Genomic DNA, 18,831 nt, shown 5'->3' on the forward strand with positions numbered 1-18,831 from the left:
ATGAGCAATGTGCTGGACTTGGCCGACCAGACGCTCTTTCTCGGCGAGCGGGCGACCGCGGCCACCAGTGTGTTGCAATGTATCTGGGTGTACGACCACGCCATCGACGTCGACGGCCTGCGGCGCTTCCACCACCATCTTGGCCGCGGGCGGCTGTCACGCCGAATCGAACGGTCCCCCTTGCCGTTCGGCCGGCACCGCTGGGTGACGCCCGGCGACCGTCCCAGCCTCGAGATCGCCACGACGGCCCGACCGCGTGACGAGATCGACGCGTGGCTCGAGACGCAGGCGAGCCACCGGCCAGACGCCGAACACGGACCCGGCTGGCACCTGGCCATGCTGCCGCTGACCGACGGCGGCGCGGCAGTGAGTTTCGTTGTCACACACTGCCTCACCGACGGGGTGGGGCTCTGCGAGGCGTTGGCCGACGCGGCGTACGGACGCGACGACGCGATCATCTGGCCGGCCGCAGCGTCGCGGCGGCGGTGGCAGGCGCTGCGCGAGGACGCACGCCAAACCGCACGCGACACAACGGATATGGGGCGCGCAATTGTCGCCGCCGCGCGGATGGCCCGGCAGGCCAACGACAGTGGCCCCGCCAAATCGGCGAAGAAGCGCCCCGCGCCGCCCAGCGGACCGGACCAAAGCATCTCGTTGCCGATGGCGATGCTCTTCTTCGACGCCGACGAGTGGGACGCCCGCGCAGAGGCGCTCGGCGGAACCAGCAACGCGCTCCTGGCCGGCTTGGCCACCTATCTCGCCCAGCGGGTGGGCCGGGTCGCGGCGGACGGCTCGGTCAACGTCGGGATGCCGCTCAACGAGCGCGCTGCCGGCGATACCCGCGCCAACGCCGTGATCAACGTCGACGTCACGGTCAGACCGGCGACCGCGGCGAGCGGTCTGGGCGAGATCCGCGCCGCGATCAAGCGATCGCTGATCCGCAGTCAGGAGCTGCCCGACGAGCGGTGGGCATTGCTACCGCTGATCCCCCTGATACCGAAGCCCGTCTTCCGGCGGCTGATCAGCGTGGTCACCGGCAGCGCCAGCACGGTCGTGTCGTCCAATCTCGGCGCGATCAACCCGGCGGCCAACCGGCCGGACGGCACCGACGCCGACTACTTCGCGATGAAGTCGGTGTATCCGGGCGTCACCGCCGCGACGATGTACAACACCAACGGCGCGCTCGCGTTGTTGTCGGGGCGAGTGCACGGACAGGTGTTCGTCTCGTTCCTGGCCTATGAGCTGGGCCGCCAGAACTCGAATGAGGATCTCAGAGAACACATCTCGAGTGCGTTGAGCGAATTCTCGCTGACCGCCATCGCGGGCTGGCGCACCGCCAGCGCGGCATCGCGCTAGCGACGGCGCCGAGACCGTAGATAGTCGCCTACCACCGCGGCACCCAGGCCGTCGAGATCGGGCACCACGACGCGTCCCTCGACCCGTCGCGCGACCTGGTCGATGAACCGCGCCAGGCCGGGGTCACTGCCCAGCCGGAAGATCGTGATCTGTGCACCCAACCGCGCCATATCGTCGAAGCCACGCACGGTGTGCGCGATGGTCCGCGGGTGCGGCGGATAATCAAAAAACACCGACGACCCGTCGCCGTCGACATCCTCGAGGTGTGCGGTCGGCTCGCCGTCGGTCACCACCAGCACGACGGGCTGCGCGTTGGGATGACGTCGCAGATGACGGCCCGCCAGCGCCAGCGCGTGATGCAGGTTGGTGCCCTGCTCGTAAACCCCCTCCAGACCGGTGAGCTCGGCCGCGGACACGGTCCGGGCATACCGGCCAAAAGCGATGATCTGCAAGGCATCCGAGCGGAACCGCGTGCACACCAAGTGGTTGAGCGCGAGCGCCGTCTGCTTCATCGGCAGCCAGCGGTTCTCCATCACCATCGAAAACGAGGTGTCGACCAACAGCGCCACCGCGGCCTGGCTGCGTGTCTCGGTCTCGGACACCTCGACGTCGTCGACGGAGATGCTCAGCCGCGCGTCCGGGCCGTCGAGAGTCGAGGTGCCCGCTTGCCGCAACACCGCATTGGTCAGCGTGCGGGGAATGTTCCACGGCTCGGTGTCGCCGAACTGCCACGGCCGGGTCGCGCCCGTCAGTTCGCCCGCCGCCCCGGCACGCCGCAGCTCACGGTCACCCCGGCGGCTCGAAAGTTGCTGTGCCACATCACGCAAAGCGGTCTCGCCGAGCCTGCGCATCGCTTTGGGCGACAACCGCCACTGGCCGTCGGAACCACGATCCAAAAAGCCCTGATTAACCAGCGCCCGTTCCAGCTCGGACAGCGTCCGCGCGTCGATCGCGGCCTGATCGCCAAGCTGGCGCGCCAGCGCATCCAGGTCGACGTCGTCCATCGTGGCGCCGGGATAGCTCTGCGAAAGCTGGTCGGCCAGCTGCTCCAGCTCGGCGACGTCGGCCAGGGCCTGGGTGCCTTCGCCCATGCCGAACGGGTTGTCGCCGGAGAACTGCTCGGAACCCATCCAGTCCTCGCCTGGCCGGGCGGCCTGCAGGTTCGCATCAAGGCGGTTCAACGCGTTCATCAGCGACGGAGAGCCAAAAGCCTGCTGCGCCAAGGCATCCAGTTCGGCGCGCTGATCGGGGCTGAGGCTGTTGCGGAAACGTTGCGCGGCGGCGGCCCGCTTAGCCAGCGAGTCCATCAGCTCGTCGATGTTGCGCGGGTTCTCCGGGAAGAACTCGCCGTGGGAGTCCATGAAGTCCTCGAAGTCCTGCTGGGTGTCCTCGCCGCGATTGTGTTTGTCCAGCAGGTCGTTGAGGTCGTCCAGCATGTCGTTGACACGTTGGCGATCCTCGTCGGTGGCGCCCGCAAGCGCCTCCTTCATCCCGGCGAAGCGCTGGTCGAGCATCTCGCGGCCGAGCAGATCCTTGATCTGGTCGTACTTTTCGCGGGCCTCCTGGCTGCGCCAGTTGTACTCGGACAGTTCCTGGACCGCCTTGGCCGGCGAGGACGGCAGGGCATCGAGCTGCAGTTCGCCGAAGCGGGCGTCGTCGTCGAGCGCGCGGGCCAATTCCTTACGCTCGGCCAGCACCGCCTCGTCGAGCAGCTTTTTGATATCCTGCAGCGTCCCGTCTAAGTTGTTGCGGCGCAACAGGTCCCGTCGGCGCCGGTTCGCCTCTGCGGCCAGCCGGTCGGCGCCGCGCATGTTTTCGGTGCCACGGCGGAGCAGCTCGGACAGCGCCCGGCGCGGAGAGGTTCCGCCCATCACGTCCTGCCCGATCTGCTCGAGCGCCTCGCGCAGATCCACCGGCGGCGCCAGCGGGTCGGGCCCGCCGGTGTATGCCGAGTATCGCGAGGAATGCCCTTTAGCCATAGACGGTCTGGCCCTCCCCGGAAACCTTGTCGATTCTCTTGGCCAGATACAACGCTTCCAGCGCCAGTTCCAATGCCGCGGCCCGTTCGCCCTCGGATTCCGCATTCAGCCGGTCGGCGATCTGTTCGACGACGGGCAGGCCCGGAACGGCGGCCAGCACGTCCTTGGCGGAGACGCGCTCGCCGGTGGTCACCGCGGAACCGGCTTCCACCGCGGCGACCAATGGCGCGACGTCGATGCCACCGAGCGCGCGGGATGCGGTGTCGGCGGTCGCGCGGCGCAACAGGTGCTCGAGCACCGCCTGCTCGCGGCCTTCTTCACCGGACTCGAATTCCAATTTGCCGCGCAGCACGTCGATCACGGTGCCCAGGTCCACAACTCGGGCCACCGGGTCGCTCTCGCCGAGTACCGCGCCGCGGTGGCGGGCCGAGGCGGCGACGGTCTCGGCGGCGGCGATGGCGAACCGCGCCGAGACGCCGGATCGCTGGTCGACCGAGTTGGACTCGCGCAGGTAGCGGGCGAACCGCGCGATCACCTGGGTCAGGTAATCGGGCACCTGTGCGCTCAGGTGCGCTTCCTGAACGATGACGCCGACCTCCGCGTCCAGCTCCAGCGGGTAGTGGGTACGGATCTCGGCGCCGAAGCGGTCTTTGAGCGGGGTGATGATGCGCCCGCGGTTGGTGTAGTCCTCGGGGTTGGCGCTGGCGACCACCAGCACGTCCAGCGGCAGACGCAGCGTGTAGCCACGGACCTGGATGTCGCGTTCCTCCATCACGTTGAGCATCGACACCTGAATGCGCTCGGCGAGGTCGGGCAGTTCGTTGACCGCGACGATGCCGCGGTGGGCGCGCGGGATCAGGCCGTAGGCAATGGTCTCCGGGTCCCCGAGGCTGCGGCCCTCGGCCACCTTGATCGGGTCGATGTCACCGACCAGGTCGGCGACGCTGGTGTCGGGGGTGGCCAGTTTCTCGGTGTAGCGCTCGCTGCGGTGCCGCCACTCCACCGGCAGGTCGTCGCCGAGGGTGGCGGCCCGGCGAATCGACTCCGGCGTGATCGGCGTATACGGGTGCTCGCCGAGTTCCGCGCCACCGATCACCGGCGTCCATTCGTCGAGCAGTCCGGTCAGCGCGCGCAGGAGTCGAGTCTTGCCCTGGCCGCGTTCGCCGAGCAGAACGAAGTCGTGACCCGCGATCAGCGCCCGCTCCAGCTGGGGCAATACGGTGTCCTCGAATCCGAGGATGCCCGGCCAGATGTCGTCACCCTCGGCCAGCGCGGTCAGCAGATTCTCGCGGATTTCCTGCTTGACGCCCCGCTCGCGATGGCCTGCCGCACGCAGTTCGCCGACGGTTCGGGGCAGATTGCTCGGTGATGTCACCACTCCACGCTACGTCGCGATACACACATGCGTCATGCGCACCGGCTTTAGTGCGCGCTAGTGAGCGAAGTGGCGCGCACCGGTGAGGTACAAGGTGACACCGGCTTGCGCGGCGGCGGCGGTGACTTCGTCGTCGCGCACCGAGCCGCCGGGGTGCACGATCGCCTTGACGCCGGCGCGCGCCAGCGTTTCCAACCCGTCCGGAAACGGGAAGAAGGCGTCGGAGGCCGCGACCGCACCACCGACGCGGTCACCACCTCTCTCAACGGCCAGCCGAGCCGCGTCGACCCTGTTGACCTGACCCATGCCGACGCCGATGGTGGCGCCGCCGGAGGCGATCACGATCGCGTTCGACTTCACCGCGCGACAGGTGCGCCACGCAAACACCAGGTCGCTCAACGTCGCCGGGTCCGCCGGCGATCCGGCCGCCAGCGTCCAGTTGGCCGGGTTGTCGCCGTGCGCGTCAAGCTGATCGCGCTGCTGCATCAGCAATCCCCCGCTGATCGGTTTCAGCTCAGCGCCACCGGCCAGCGGCTCGGAGGCCACCAGCACCCGGATGTTCTTCTTGCGCGTCAGCACGTCGAGGGCATCCGGCGCGTAGGCCGGGGCGACGATCACCTCGGTGAAGATGGTGCTGACGTATTCCGCCATCTCAACGCTCACTTCGGTATTGGTGGCGATGACGCCCCCGAAGGCGCTCAGCGGATCGCACTCGTGGGCCTTGCGATGTGCGTCGGCGACCGACACCGACGAGATGGCGATCCCACACGGGTTGGCGTGCTTGATGATTGCCACACAGGTTTCTTCGTGGTCGAAGGCCGCCCGCCAGGCCGCATCCGCATCGGTGAAGTTGTTGTAGGACATCTCTTTTCCGTGCAGCTGCTCGGCCTGCGCCAGACCCGGCCACGCCGCGGGGTCGACGTACAGGGCGGCCTGCTGGTGCGGGTTCTCGCCGTAGCGCAACATCGCCGAGCGGCGCCAGCTGTGGCCGAACCACCGCGGGAAGGTGGTCTCCGGATGCTCGGGCGCCAGCGTCGACTCCATCCAGCTCGCCACGGCGATGTCGTACTCGGCGGTGTGCGCAAAGGCCAGCGACGCCAGCTTCTTGCGCTCGGCGAGGGTGAATCCGCCGCTGCGCGTCGCCGCGAGCACCCCGTCGTAGCCGAGTGGGTCCACGACGACCGCCACACTCGGGTGGTTCTTCGCGGCCGCCCGGACCATCGACGGCCCGCCGATGTCGATCTGCTCGACACATTCGTCCAGGCCCGCGCCGGAGTCGACGGTCTGGCTGAACGGATAGAGGTTGACGACGACGAGCTCGAAGGCGGCAATCCCGAGCTCCTCGAGCGCCGCGGCGTGCTCGGGCTTGCGCAGATCGGCCAGCAGTCCGGCGTGCACGCGCGGGTGCAGGGTCTTGACCCGGCCGTCGAGCACCTCGGGGAAACCGGTCAGCTCCTCCACGGGGGTAACCCGAATCCCCTTGTCTGCAATGGTTTTCGCGGTCGACCCGGTCGAGACGATCTCGACGCCGGCCTCGCTCAGCCCCTGAGCGAGTTCGATCAGGCCGGTCTTGTCGTAGACGCTGATCAACGCGCGGCGAATCGGCCTTCTTGACTCGTCGGTGCTCATACTGTGCTCATCCCAGGGTCGCCTTTCGTCCGATCCAGGTCACGCCGCGGGTCGCGATCGCGGCCACCACGTCCACCAGCAGTCGCCGTTCGATGACTTTGATGCGTTCGTGCAAGGTCTCTTCGGTGTCGCCATCGAGCACCGGAATCGGCTCCTGCGCCAATATCGGCCCGGTGTCCATGCCGGCATCCACCAGGTGCACCGTAGCGCCGGTGACCTTCACACCGTAATCCAGCGCTTCGGGAACGGCATGCGCTCCCGCGAAGGCCGGCAACAGCGCCGGATGCGTATTCAGCGTGCGGCCGACGAATCGTGAAAGGAATTGCGGTCCAAGGATTTTCATGAAACCGGCCGAGACGATCAGATCGGGAGAGTGCGCGGCGGTGGCCTCGGTGATCGCAGCGTCCCAGGCCTGCCGATCGGGGTGATCGCCGAGGCGGACGGTGAAGGTCGGCACCGATGCGGCCGCGGCGACCTCGGTGGCCCGGCAGTCGCGATCCACGCCAACCGCCACCACCCGCGCCGGGTAGTCGTCGACGGCCGCGGCCAGCAGGGAATTCAATAGCGATCCGGTGCCCGACGCCAGCACCACCAGTCGCGCCGGCGCACTCGGGGGCACGCGGAGCGGTTCGACCACATCGCGAGCCTAGCCCGACGACGATGCGCGTCGCTGCGCGACGCGGGAGGAGTCGGGCAATCGGGCCGCAGCCCGACGACGATGCGCGTCGCCGCGCGACGCGGGAGGAGTCGGGCAATCGGGCCGCAGCCCGACGACGATGCGCGTCGCCGCGCGACGCGGGAGGAGTCGGGCAATCGGGCCGCGACGACGCCGGCTGGTCGACGATACGACCGGCCCGACACCGCAACCTGCTAGTCCGGGCGATCGCGCTCGGTCGCGCTGCGCTCCGGTTCGTCGGGCTCGGGCACCGCGGGTTCGTCGAACGCGGGCTCGCCGGGCGATGGCTCGCCGGGCAGCGGCTCGCGGAGCAGCGGCTCGTCCAACAGCGGTTCGTCCAACAGCGGTTCGTCCAACGAAGGCTGGGCAAACTCCTCCTCGTCTTCGAGGAGCAGATCGTGCTCGACAGGCTCGGAAAAGACGTCCGCGAAATCCTTCGGTTCGTCAGCCGGCGGTGCGGGCGCGCGCTTCTGTTTGGGCCGCCGAAGCCTGCTGAGCCGGATCGGCCTGATCCCGCCGGCCATCACCACCGTGACCCAGCCGATGACCGCGAACCAGAAGAAGGTGCCGATCCACAGGGCGCCCTGGTCCACCCCGACGTCGCCGAAGTTGCCCAACCGGCCGCTGCCGCCAAATGCCAGCAGCGACATCACCAGCGTTCCGACCACCGCGGCAACCAGCAGCTTGGCCAGCGCAGCAAGCAGCGGGAGCGGACGCCGGGCACATTGCTGGCCGACCGCCACACCCGACGACGCGCCGACGATCAGCAGCGCCACCCATACCGGCCCCAGCGGCGGCGTGGGCGCGGCGGCCAACACGGGCAGCGCCGGAATGTCACCGCCGAAAACGGTGAACGAACTGAACGTCGCGAATCCGATATGCGCGCTGGACCCCACCGCGACCGCCGAGGTTCCGACGATGACGTTGGGCGCGTAGAGGATCGAGAGCACAGTGAGGCTGAACTCGCCGAAGATGGAATCGGTGATCCCGTAGAGATCCTGCATCGTCGCCCAGTGCACAACCAGCGATCCCGCCGTCACCAAGCCGGAGAGTCCGACCAGCGCCAGCACGCCGGCGACCGCGGCACGCAACGAATCGGCCAGCCAGAAGGGCAGTGACGCCGCCGCCAGCGCCCGCCGGCCCACCCGGGATCCCACCCCGATCGCGGCGCCGATGGCGTGCACCACCGCGACGCTGGCGAATGCGCGCAGGGCGCTGGGTGTCTGCAACTCGGTGAGCACCGTGGACGCGTCGTGGATGACGGCCAGCGCGATCGCCGCGATCAGCAGGGGACCACCCAGCGCCGACGCGACGACCCAACGCGCCACGAGCCAGGACGAATAACGGCTGGTGGCCCGTGCGGTGGTACGCGCGGTCGCCCACACCATGAAAAGGATTGGCAGCAGCGGCAATACACCGAGCTCGCGGCCGCCGATCGAAATCGGCACCTTGTGCACGCCCAGCCAGATGCTGGCGATCGCCCCGAGCGCGCCGGTCATGTCGCTGTTGGCGATCAACAGCTGCAGCAACGTGACGGCGGCGATGACGACCAGCGCCAACACCGCCGGGCCGAACGCGACCCGGACGAGGTCACGCGCCTGGCGAGCGCCCGCTGCCCGGTTGTCCCCGCTTTCTGGCACCCTTTTCACTCTTGGCGCACGTGCCCTACGAGGCGCGAGAACCCGCGGTTAGGAGGGGGCCGGTCCAGAGGGCGACTGGTCCCCGGGCTGCTCAGCGGCGACCGAGGGGGGCGGGCTGAAGCTCGGGAAGCCGGTGGGCGGTGTCGAGGGGCCGTGCTGCTGGGCGGCCGGCTGCGGCCCGGACTGCGGAGACTGGGCGCCGAACCCCCCGGTCGGGATCGCACTCTGGGTCGGGGCCTGGCTCGAGGGGTTGTAGCCGCCGTACTGCGATCCGTATCCCGACTGCGGGTTGTGCTGCTGCGGGGGCTGCTGACCGTAGTAGCCGCCGTGCTGTTGACCGCCGTATTGCCCGTACTGACCGTATTGACCGTATTGCTGCGCGTAAGGGTCGTACTTGGGCCGCGGCGGCGGCGCGGTGATGACGCCGGCGTCCAGCAGCAGCGCGACGACGGCGGCGACGGCCTGCAGCACACTGGCCGCAACCAGCGGCCACATCGCCCAGCCGACGGCGAACCCGGACGGGGTGTTGATGACCTCGGCGATCGCCAGCAGCGCGCCCAGGACGGCGACGGCGGCCACGACTCCGGAGTAGTTCTTGGCCTTGGGCAGCAGGCTCAACCCGGCGAGCAGCGCGGCCAACACGGCGACCAGCACGGCGGTGCCGGCGTCGCCGGCGCGTCCGCCGGCAGCCGGACCGAGGTCGGAGCTGAGCACGAAGGTCGGTCCGAAGTTCAGCAGGTACACCGCCAGACCGAGCACCACCACCGCGATGTTGACGTACAACGGCAGCTTGCTCTCGCCGTCGTCGGTCTTCGCGAACGAGGGGGTGGCACCGGGGTAGGAGCCACCCGGCTGCGCTTGCGGATAACCGGGACTCCCGGGCGAGTAGGTCATGACTCCTCCTGTTGCTTCAGTGCCTTACCTCGACAGGCGCCACCCCACCTTTGCGGTGCGACGCTGTGCTTCCAGGGCCCGCCCTACTCAACTACCAAGACGTGCCCGCGCCTGCGTTACGCGCGATCGATCCACCACGCTAGCGCACGTTCGGGCGGGCATGCCGGAGCGACCGACCCCCGCGCGCGACCAGGGCGGATCGCCGCGGCACCCCGTCCGCGAGGGACTCCGCGGGGGGCGGGTTGCTCGGCACAGGTAGAACACGTTCTAATTCTGTGCATGGATTACGGGCTAGTGCTCTTCACCAGTGACCGGGGCATCTCTCCGGCCGCGGCCGCCAAACTTGCCGACGACCACGGCTTCAAGACGTTCTACGTGCCGGAACACACCCACATCCCGGTCAAGCGGGAGGCCGCGCACCCGACCACGGGTGACGAGTCGCTGCCCGACGACCGCTACATGCGCACGTTAGACCCGTGGGTGAGCTTGGGGGCCGCCTGCGCGGTGACGTCGCGCGTGCGACTGTCCACCGCGGTCGCGCTGCCCGTCGAGCATGACCCGATCACGCTGGCGAAAAGCATCGCCACGCTGGACCACCTGTCCGGTGGCCGCGTCAGCCTCGGTGTCGGATTCGGGTGGAACACCGACGAACTCGCCGACCATGGCGTGCCGGCCGGACGCCGCCGCACCTGCCTGCGCGAGTACCTCGAAGCGATGCGCGCGCTGTGGACACAAGAAGAAGCCTCCTACGACGGCGAGTTCGTCAAGTTCGGCCCCAGCTGGGCGTGGCCCAAGCCGGTGCAGGCGCACGTTCCGGTGCTGGTGGGCGCCGCGGGGAACGAAAAGAACTTCAAGTGGATCGCACGCAGCGCGGACGGCTGGATCACCACACCCCGCGACTTCAACATCGACGAGCCGGTGAAGCTGTTGCAGGACACCTGGGCGGCGGCCGGGCGCGATGGCGCCCCCCAGATCGTGGCGCTGGACTTCAAGCCGGTGCCCGAAAAGCTGGCGCACTGGTCGGAGCTCGGGGTGACCGAGGTGCTGTTCGGCCTGCCGGACAAGTCCGCGGACGAGGTCGCCGCGTACGTCGAGCGTCTGGCGGGCAAGCTCTCGTCGATGGTCTAGCCGACCAGAGCTACCCCGGGCAAGCCCGGTTGCCGTTGTCGGTCGTCCACACCGAGATCTGGACACCCAGCGGATCGTCATTGCACATCAACGCGACGAGATCCTCGTCGTCGGTGGTGGCCATGAAGCGGGTGTTGTCCGCCGCGAGCCTGCCGACGATGATGCCGGTGCGGATCGGCCAGTCGTAGCGCACGGAGTACGTCTCGATCCTCGCCGCACCGTCGGGCGTTTTCGTGACCTCAACCTTCGGAAGCGCATCGATCTCTTTTTTCAAGGCGGCGCAGTTGTCGGTGCGCCAGTCCACCGGTGTGGTCGAGTAGATGCCGACCGAGTACTTGCTCATGATGCCGCCGTTGGCGCCGACCAGCCCGAATTGCCCTGGCCTGTCCCGCATTTGCGCGACCGTCTCGGCGATACCGTGCAGCGAGTAGCTGTTCCCGGGTCCGCCGAAGTACGGCAATCCGCCGGTCAGGGTCAGGCCGCGCGGATCGTCGCCGTCGATGCCCAGGGCTTCGCAGATGACGAACACCGGGAACGGGAAGCAGCTGTACAGATCGAAGGTGGCGATGTCGTCGACGCCAATTCCGGCTACTCGCAACGCTTCTCGGGCCGCATGGACCGCCGCGGGGCTGGCTCCGAGGTCGACGCGATCCAGCATCGCCTGCTCGATCATGTCCGAGTGGCCGTGCAGATAAACCCATTTGTCCTCGGTGACTCCCAGGCGGGTCGCCGCCGCCACGGACATCAGCACCGCCGCGGCGCCCTGGTTGACCTGATCGCGGGCGACGAGCAACCGCGGGTACGGGTCACAGATCATCCGGTTGTCGTCGCTCACGGTGATGATCTCGTCGACCGACCTCTCCAGCGGCGATGACGAAAGCGGGTTCTTGGCAGCCACTTTCGACATCGGGGCGAACAGCTCGGCCATCTCTCGCCGATAGTCGGCCACGCTGTGGCCAAGGCGGGCGCGCCGCGCGTTCTCCATCAGCCCGTACTGCACGGGAGCGCCGGTCAGGCCGTGCTGGATCGTGTAATCGTCGATGTAGCTGAAGATCTGGTGACCGCGATCCTCCAGCTGACCCTCGACATGTTCGGTGAAGTTGGGCTTGTGGTCGCGGTTGGCGAAGTAGCGAGCCGTCGACCCCGGCTCCGAGCCCATGATCAGCACGACGTCGGCCTCGCCCGCGGCGATCGCGTTGCCCGCCTCGGTGACCAGCTTCTGCGGACCCTGTCCACCGACAGGTTCGAGAACCACCCGGGCCGGGTCGCCGCCGAGACGATTCATCACCGAACGGGGGTAGTTGTTCGACTTGCCGAGCGTCGCCGGCATCGGTCCCGAGATCTCGAACTGCCGCAGCGCGAACACCGTGTCGACGGCCCGCGCAACGCCTTTGGCGCCGGTGTCGGCAAGCGCTTCGGCCACGGCCGCCGTCGCGAGGTCGACCGCCGACATGCCCCGATAGTCGGGGTCGTCGATGCGCTCGGTGAACTGTCCGACGCCGACGAGCACCGGAGTTCGCGGATCCACCGGCATGACAACCTCCTGGCAACTGTTAGTTCGACAGGCTAATCGATGCCTGGTACCAAAACGAAACTGCGGCCAGCCCGCGGATTATCGCGACCTGACCGCAGTCTCGGCAAAGCTAGAGGTTCTGCAGGATCTCCCGGGCCAGCGCCGCGGTCTCCGACGGCGTCTTGCCCACCTTGACCCCGGCGGCCTCCAAGGCTTCCTTCTTGGCGGCCGCGGTGCCCGACGAGCCGGACACGATCGCGCCCGCGTGGCCCATCGTCTTGCCTTCCGGCGCCGTGAATCCCGCGACGTAGCCGACGACCGGCTTGGACACGTTGGCCTTGATGTAGTCGGCCGCGCGTTCCTCGGCGTCACCGCCGATCTCGCCGATCATCACGATGATCTTGGTCTCGGGGTCCTTCTCGAACGCTTCGATGGCATCGATGTGGGTGGTGCCGATCACCGGGTCACCACCGATACCGATCGAGGTCGAGAAGCCGAAATCACGCAGCTCGTACATCATCTGGTAGGTCAGCGTGCCGGACTTGGACACCAGCCCGACCGGCCCGGGGCCGCTGATGTTGGCCGGGGTGATGCCGGCCAGCGCCTCACCCGGAGTGATGATGCCGGGGCAGTTCGGGCCGATGATCCGCGTCTTCTGGCCCTTGTGGACGTTGTAGGCCCACGCATATGCGCTGTCCTGCACCGGAATTCCCTCGGTGATGACCACCAGCAGCGCAATCTCGGCGTCGATGGCTTCGATGATGGCATCCTTGGCGAACTTCGGCGGAACGAACACGACCGACACGTTGGCGCCGGTCTCCTTCATCGCCTCGGCGACGCTGCCGAACACCGGGAGTTCGACGTCCTTGCCTTTCGCGTCGACGTGCGACACCGTGGTGCCGGCCTTACGGGCGTTGACGCCACCGACCACCGCGGTGCCGGCCTTCAGCATCAAGGCGGTGTGCTTGGTGCCCTCACCGCCGGTGATGCCCTGGACGATGACCTTGGAGTCCTTGTTCAGGAAGATAGACATTGCTCGGCTCCCTTACTTATTCGCCAGCTCGGCGGCTTTGTCGGCACCGGCGTCCATGGTCTCGGCCTGGATCACCAGCGGATGGTTGGCTTTCGCCAGAATCTGGCGGCCTTCGTCGACGTTGTTGCCGTCGAGCCGGACCACGAGCGGCTTGTTGGCCTCGTCGCCGAGCATGTTCAGCGCGGTCACGATGCCGTTGGCGACGGCATCGCAGGACGTGATGCCGCCGAACACGTTGACGAACACGCTCTTGACCTGCTTGTCGTTCAGGATGACGTCGAGACCCGCGGCCATCACTTCGGCCGAGGCGCCACCGCCGATGTCGAGGAAGTTGGCCGGCTTGACCCCACCGTGCTTCTCCCCCGCGTAGGCGACGACGTCGAGCGTCGACATCACCAGACCCGCCCCGTTACCGATGATGCCGACGGCGCCATCGAGCTTGACGTAGTTGAGGTCGTGCTCCTTGGCCTTGAGCTCCAGCGGGTCGGTCGCGTCGCGGTCCTCGAACTCGGCGTGGCCGGGCTGCCGGAAATCGGCGTTGGCGTCGAGGGTGACCTTGCCGTCCAGAGCCAGGATTTGGTCGTCTGGCGTGCGCACCAGCGGGTTTACCTCGACCAGCGTGGCGTCCTCGGCGACGAACAGCTCCCACAGCTTGGAGATGGTGTTGGCCGCGGCGTCGAGCACCTCGGCCGGCAGGTGGCCCTGCTCGGCGATGGACCGGGCGGTCGCCAGGTCGACACCGGTCACGGCGTCCACCGGGACCTTGGCCAGCCGCTCCGGCTTGGTGGCGGCGACTTCTTCGATCTCCATCCCGCCCTCGACCGAGCACATCGCCAGGTAGGTGCGGTTGGCGCGGTCGAGCAGGAACGAGATGTAGTACTCCTCGGCGATGTCGCTGGCCTCGGCGACCAGCAGCTTCTTCACGATGTGGCCCTTGATGTCCAGGCCGAGGATGTTCTTGGCGTGCTCGTACGCGTCGTCGGGTGTCGCGGCGAATTTCACGCCACCGGCCTTGCCCCGGCCGCCGACCTTGACCTGCGCCTTGACCATCACGGGGGCACCGACCTCGGTCGCGATTTCCTTCGCACCCTCGGCGGTGTCGGTTACACGACCGGGCGTAGTAGGTACGTTGTGCTTAACGAACAGTTCTTTCGCTTGATACTCGAAAAGGTCCATGAACTCACTGTCTTCGCTCGAGTTATTTGCAAGGCCTACAGCTGGGCGGTGCCGGAATCGGCAACTCGCACGGTGGAACTGTATCCACACTCAAAACGGCCGCTACCGCCGCATCCACCCATGTGGCACAGGTCACGACACGCCGGGAGGGCTCAAACGTGATCCAGTTCACAATCCGCCGCCGAGGTTGCCAGCCGGATCGGTAAACGGATAACGTCCTAAAGTCCAGATAACGTTATGGTCACGATACGAGGACATTTCAGCTTGTCCCAACACCGTCTTGCGCGTACTCCTGCGTTGTCAGGAGCCGGTCGCCATCATCGCGACCTGTGGTCGCAACCGCACCACAACGATGTCACCGAGATCCTGCCGTTGGACGGTTTCGACTTCAATGACCTGGACTTCGCGGACTCCGTGGAGCTCGACGAGCTGGACCTCAGCAACGACTCGACGTTCGATTACGAAGCACAGGTGCTGCTCGCTCCCGAACTCGACGACCTCGACGAGATCGACGATCTCACCCCGCTGCGATTGGCGGCCCCCGCAACGGTGGCCGCCCCCGCCGTGAACGAGGGCCTGGCCCAGCTCGCCCTCAAGCTCGGCGCAGACCCGGGCTCGGACGACATCGACGTCAGCGGTGTGCGCCGCAGCGGGCAGCACCGCAAGCAGCCGACCAGTGCGGCCAAGGGCCGTGTGCTGATCTCGGCGATGGCCGCGGGCGCGGCGGCCGCCGCGGCCCACACCGCGACCAGCCAAGCCGAGACCACCAAAGCCGAGACGGTGCTGACCGCCAACGCGTCGGCACTGACCGGCGGATCGAGCGGCAACGCGACCCGCGGCGCCCAGGTGATCGCGGTCCAGCCGGCGGCCAACGCCCTGCACAACCAGGAGCTCGCCAAGGGCGTCGCTTTCGCCAACGACCGCGCCCAGCGCGAGGCGCGACTGCAGCAACCGCTGTACGTCATGCCCACCCACGGGATCTTCACGTCGAACTTCGGCTATCGCTGGGGCGTGCTGCATGCCGGCATCGACCTCGCCAACTCGATCGGAACGCCGATCGTGGCGGTGTCCGACGGAGTCGTGATCGACGCCGGCCCGACCGCCGGCTACGGCATGTGGGTCAAGCTGCTCCACGCCGACGGCACCGTCACGCTGTACGGCCACATCAACACCGCCCTGGTCAGTGTCGGCCAGCGCGTGATGGCCGGCGACCAGATCGCCACGATGGGCAACCGGGGTAATTCCACCGGCCCACACTTGCACTTCGAGGTGCTCCAAGGCGGCACCGAGCGCATCGATCCGGTCCCGTGGCTGGCCAAGCGAGGAATTTTCGTCGGCAATTACGCTGGTTGAGGTGACCGCGCCGAACGACCCCGGGCCAACTGAGCCGCCTGCCGAATCACGAACACGGATCATTCGACGTGCCCCGAGCGGGCCGATGCCCTTGATTCCGGACAACCCGACCACGTACCTGCCACACCCGGCCCCACCCGATCAGGGAGCCACGCGTGCGGCTGCGCGCAGCAGCCTGTCGGACCGGCCGATCGATGAACCGACTCCTCGGACGGTCATCGCGGCCGCCGCGGTCAGCATCGTCAGCGGCTGGGCCACGTCGGTGGTCGCCACGGATCTGATCGCCGGCTGGTGGCGGACCGATCGCCTGTTCTGCATCGCGATCGCGTTCCTGGCGCTGGTGTTCGCGACCGCCACCATCACCGGCGTGATCATGCTGCTGCAACGCCGCGCGTTGGGCCGCTACCTGATCATCACCGGAGCGGTGGTCGCGGTGCTGACCTACGGCGGCGTTTTCATCGCGGGGGCCCGTGTCGCCTGGATCGTGCACGCCTTCCCGGTGTTGCCGATCGCCAGCGTTCTGTTGGCGATGCACCCGCAGACCACCCGCTGGCTGCAGAAGTAAGCCCGTTTCGCCGAGCCGCACGCTCGGCGCAATGGTTCAGAGCTTGCTGACCGGAGCGTGGTTGTGCATCAGCTTGACCCGCCCGGAGCTGCCGAAGTCGATCAGTGACATCGCCGATTCACCGACGCCGGAGACTTCCTCGACGCGACCCAGCCCGTACTTGTCGTGGGTCACGCGATCGCCGGGCTCCAGCACCAGCAGCGGCCGCTTGCCCGCCCCGGAGCGGGTGGGCGCTGCGCGCGGCGTCCCGAACCGTCCGGCACCGCTCACCGGCGCGCTGTACGACGGGGCCGGCGCGGTGCGCCGCCACTGCATCAGTTCTTGCGGAATCTCTTGCAGGAACCGCGATTCGGGGTTCAGCATCGGCTGCCCCCAGGAGGAACGCACAATCGCCCGGCTCAGATACAGCCGTTGCCGGGCCCGGGTGATGCCCACGTAGGCCAGCCGCCGCTCCTCGGACAGCTCGGTCGGGTCGTCGAGCGCCCGCATGTGCGGGAACATCCCGTCCTCCCAGCCGGTGACGAACACCACCGGGAACTCCAGGCCCTTCGCGGTGTGCAACGTCATCAGCGTCACCACGCCCGCCGCATGCTCGGGAATCTCGTCGGTATCGGCGACGAGCGACACCCGTTCCAAAAATTGCGCCAGCACACCGGTCTCGGGCACGTCTTCGTCCTCCGGCGCCTCCTCGAGCGCGGCGGCATTGGCCTCATCGATGCTGAATTCGTGTGCGACGCTGACGAGTTCGTTGAGGTTGTCCAGCCGGGCCAACTCCTGCGGATCGGTCGAGGACTCCAGCTCCCGACGGTACCCGGAGCGTTCCAGCACCGCCTCGACCAGATCGCCGAGGTCGTCATCGAGGTGGCCCCGCAGCTCGTCGAGCAGCTCGACGAATCCCGAAATCGCCTTCTCCGCGCGGGAATTGAGCATCGGAACTTTGCCCTCGGCGGCGGCGACCAACGCGTCGGCGAAGCTGGCGCCGGTGTTCTCCGCGTAGACCGCCACACACGCCTCGGCGCGGTCGCCGATACCCCGGCGGGGCGTGTTCAGGATGCGCCGCATGCTGACCGCGTCGCCGGGGTTGTCCAGCACCCGCAGGTAGGCGACGATGTCGCGGATTTCTTTGCGCTCGTAGAAGCGCACTCCCCCGACAACCTTGTACGGGATGCCGGCGCGGATGAACACCTCCTCCAGCGACCGCGACGAATTGTTGGTGCGGTAGAAGACGGCTACATCGTTATAGGTAATTTCGCCCTGCTCGGCGAGCGCGTCAATTTCTTGCGCGACGAACCGGGCCTCGTCGTGCTCATTGTCGGCGACATAGCCGACGATCAACTCCCCTTCACCGGCGTCGGTCCACAGCCGCTTCTCCCGGCGCCCCGAGTTACGCGCGATCACCGAATTGGCCGCCGAAAGAATGTTCTGCGTCGAGCGGTAATTCTGCTCCAGCAGAATGGTGGTGGCATCGGGGTAGTCGCGTTCAAACTCCTCGATATTGCGAATGGTGGCACCCCGGAACGCGTAGATCGACTGATCCGCATCGCCGACCACACATAATTCCGCGGGCGGCACGTCGTCGTCGGACGAATTGGGGTCCCGACGCCCGACCAATTCCCGCACCAGCATGTATTGGGCGTGGTTGGTGTCCTGGTATTCGTCGACCAGAACGTGGCGGAACCGACGGCGGTAGTACTGAGCGATCTGCGGAAAGGTCTGCAGCACCGCGACGGTCTCGCCGATCAGGTCGTCGAAGTCCAGCGCGTTGGCCGAGCGCAGCCGGCGTTGGTATTCGCCGTAGACCGAGGCGACGGTGTGCGCCAGGTCATCGGATTCGTCCGTGAGTTTGGCCACAGCCTGGTCCGGATCGATCAGTTCGTTCTTCAGGTTGGAGATCCCGACGGCTAGCAGCCGCGGCGAGTACCGCTTGATATCCAAGCCCATGTCGCGCCCGATCATCTGCAGCAGGCGGCGCGAGTCGTCGGCGTCGTAGATCGAGAAGTTGGAATTGAGACCCTTGATCAGGGAGGCCTGGTTGCGCAGAATGCGAACGCACGTCGAATGAAAGGTGGACACCCACATCGCGCGAGCGCGGTTGCCGACCAGCCGCACCACCCGTTCGCGCATCTCAGCAGCGGCTTTGTTGGTGAAGGTAATCGCGAGAATCTGGCCGACCCCGACGCCGCGTGCGGCGATCAGGTAAGCCACGCGGCGCGTCAGCACCGCGGTCTTCCCGGAGCCCGCGCCGGCCACGATCAGCAGTGGCGAGCCCTCGTGTACGACGGCCTGGCGTTGTTGCGGATTGAGTCCGTCGAGCAGCTGGTCTATCTCGGCGGCGAGCTTGGCATCGGTTGCGTGCACAGTCATGTCCGCCCCAATTTACCGCCGACCACCGATGGCAAGTGCCCAGGCCACGGCCGCATTGCGGGGTCGAACGGGATCAACTTTTCGTTTTGCTCCCGCGTGTCCGTGGGTATGGCACACTCGTTACATGGACAATACGCAGCTCCATCGCCG

General features: G+C 67.5%; 13 protein-coding genes and 1 pseudogene. 4 read left to right on the plus strand and 10 right to left on the minus strand.

The genetic code is table 11. From position 1 onward, the window contains the following. Positions 1 to 1,356 (plus strand): hypothetical protein, encoded by a 1,356-nt coding sequence (locus AAHS21_RS06645; RefSeq protein ID WP_342926892.1) that lies wholly within the window; start codon positions 1 to 3, stop codon positions 1,354 to 1,356. Here the strand turns inward: AAHS21_RS06645 and AAHS21_RS06650 are convergent. The 6 genes and pseudogenes from AAHS21_RS06650 to AAHS21_RS06675 form a co-directional block, all read right to left on the minus strand. Then, on the minus strand, positions 1,353 to 3,335 hold the full coding sequence (locus AAHS21_RS06650; RefSeq protein WP_342926893.1) for a VWA domain-containing protein: 1,983 nt from the start codon (positions 3,333 to 3,335) through the stop codon (positions 1,353 to 1,355). The two genes, AAHS21_RS06645 and AAHS21_RS06650, sit on opposite strands and share 4 nt — an antisense overlap. Next, complete coding sequence (locus AAHS21_RS06655) at positions 3,328 to 4,713, minus strand: ATP-binding protein (RefSeq protein WP_342926894.1); 1,386 nt, start codon at positions 4,711 to 4,713, stop codon at positions 3,328 to 3,330. Before AAHS21_RS06655 ends, AAHS21_RS06650 begins: the two co-directional genes overlap by 8 nt. 54 nt (positions 4,714 to 4,767) lie before the next feature. Then, positions 4,768 to 6,339: a bifunctional phosphoribosylaminoimidazolecarboxamide formyltransferase/IMP cyclohydrolase gene (gene purH, locus AAHS21_RS06660; RefSeq protein ID WP_342926895.1), complete on the minus strand. Its 1,572-nt coding sequence runs from the start codon at positions 6,337 to 6,339 to the stop codon at positions 4,768 to 4,770. Between the two features lie 7 nt (positions 6,340 to 6,346). Further along, positions 6,347 to 6,976, minus strand: a complete 630-nt coding sequence (gene purN, locus AAHS21_RS06665) for a phosphoribosylglycinamide formyltransferase (protein WP_342926896.1) — start codon at positions 6,974 to 6,976, stop codon at positions 6,347 to 6,349. 233 nt (positions 6,977 to 7,209) lie between these two features. Beyond that, on the minus strand, positions 7,210 to 8,664 hold the full coding sequence (locus tag AAHS21_RS06670; protein ID WP_342926897.1) for a DUF6350 family protein: 1,455 nt from the start codon (positions 8,662 to 8,664) through the stop codon (positions 7,210 to 7,212). 90 nt (positions 8,665 to 8,754) lie between these two features. Beyond that, positions 8,755 to 9,549, minus strand: a pseudogene (locus tag AAHS21_RS06675) (DUF5336 domain-containing protein); the annotation flags it as partial. A gap of 279 nt (positions 9,550 to 9,828) precedes the next feature. On the opposite strand from AAHS21_RS06675, the gene AAHS21_RS06680 reads away from it, so the two are divergent. Next, complete coding sequence (locus AAHS21_RS06680; protein ID WP_330977901.1) at positions 9,829 to 10,677, plus strand: LLM class F420-dependent oxidoreductase; 849 nt, start codon at positions 9,829 to 9,831, stop codon at positions 10,675 to 10,677. A gap of 10 nt (positions 10,678 to 10,687) precedes the next feature. Here the strand turns inward: AAHS21_RS06680 and AAHS21_RS06685 are convergent, their stop codons facing one another. From AAHS21_RS06685 to sucC, 3 genes are all read right to left on the minus strand, one after another. Continuing rightward, positions 10,688 to 12,211, minus strand: a complete 1,524-nt coding sequence (locus AAHS21_RS06685) for an acetyl-CoA acetyltransferase (RefSeq protein ID WP_342926898.1) — start codon at positions 12,209 to 12,211, stop codon at positions 10,688 to 10,690. A gap of 109 nt (positions 12,212 to 12,320) precedes the next feature. Continuing rightward, a complete protein-coding gene (gene sucD / locus AAHS21_RS06690; protein WP_342926899.1) occupies positions 12,321 to 13,223 on the minus strand; it encodes a succinate--CoA ligase subunit alpha in 903 nt (300 codons plus the stop codon). Positions 13,224 to 13,235: 12 nt separating this feature from the next. After that, on the minus strand, positions 13,236 to 14,399 hold the full coding sequence (gene sucC, locus AAHS21_RS06695) for an ADP-forming succinate--CoA ligase subunit beta (protein ID WP_090606143.1): 1,164 nt from the start codon (positions 14,397 to 14,399) through the stop codon (positions 13,236 to 13,238). Between the two features lie 264 nt (positions 14,400 to 14,663). Between sucC and AAHS21_RS06700 the strand changes: the two genes are divergently transcribed. Next, positions 14,664 to 15,752, plus strand: a complete 1,089-nt coding sequence (locus tag AAHS21_RS06700) for a M23 family metallopeptidase (protein WP_342926900.1) — start codon at positions 14,664 to 14,666, stop codon at positions 15,750 to 15,752. 85 nt (positions 15,753 to 15,837) lie between these two features. Next, positions 15,838 to 16,317, plus strand: a complete 480-nt coding sequence (locus AAHS21_RS06705) for a hypothetical protein (protein WP_342926901.1) — start codon at positions 15,838 to 15,840, stop codon at positions 16,315 to 16,317. 36 nt (positions 16,318 to 16,353) lie between these two features. Here AAHS21_RS06705 and pcrA read toward each other — a convergent pair whose 3' ends face one another. Then, entirely contained in the window at positions 16,354 to 18,681 is a 2,328-nt protein-coding gene (pcrA, locus tag AAHS21_RS06710) for a DNA helicase PcrA (RefSeq protein ID WP_342926902.1), read from the minus strand. Positions 18,682 to 18,831: the final 150 nt, after the last annotated feature.

It is taken from the genome of Mycobacterium sp. 050272 (genome assembly GCF_039023525.1).
GTDB lineage: Bacteria > Actinomycetota > Actinomycetes > Mycobacteriales > Mycobacteriaceae > Mycobacterium.